We start from the raw sequence: 394 nt of genomic DNA on the forward strand, positions 1-394 counted from the left end.
TCCGGTCTTCGGCACCAAAAACAAATTAATATAATATCGCGGGGTGGAGCAGCTGGTAGCTCGTCGGGCTCATAACCCGAAGGTCGTAGGTTCAAGTCCTGCCCCCGCAACCATAAGAATTAAGGCGGAATAGCTCAGCTGGCTAGAGCATTCGGTTCATACCCGAAGGGTCGTAGGTTCAAGTCCTATTTCCGCTACCAAATGTGCCGAAGTGGCGGAACTGGCCGACGCACAGGACTTAAAATCCCGCGGTGGTTAAACACCGTACCGGCTCGATTCCGGTCTTCGGCACCATAGTACCACTTCATATGATATCGCGGGGGGGGGCAGCTGGTAAGTCCGCGGGCTCCTATCCCCTTGACCGCAGTAGACAGACCCTCCCCCCCAACCCACC

3 tRNA genes are annotated in these 394 nt (G+C 55.8%); all 3 read left to right on the plus strand.

The window, feature by feature from the left end:
* The first annotated feature begins 37 nt into the window (after positions 1–37).
* The 3 genes from NG904_RS16800 to NG904_RS16810 all read left to right on the plus strand — a co-directional run bounded on the left by NG904_RS16800 (position 38) and on the right by NG904_RS16810 (position 294).
* Positions 38–113, plus strand: a tRNA-Met gene (locus NG904_RS16800).
* 10 nt (positions 114–123) lie between these two features.
* Positions 124–200: transfer RNA gene (locus tag NG904_RS16805), tRNA-Met, on the plus strand.
* A gap of 5 nt (positions 201–205) precedes the next feature.
* A tRNA-Leu gene (locus NG904_RS16810) sits at positions 206–294 on the plus strand.
* Positions 295–394 lie beyond the last annotated feature (100 nt).

Source organism: Clostridium sp. ZBS15 (assembly GCF_023845705.1).
Classification (GTDB): domain Bacteria; phylum Bacillota; class Clostridia; order Clostridiales; family Clostridiaceae; genus Clostridium; species Clostridium aquiflavi.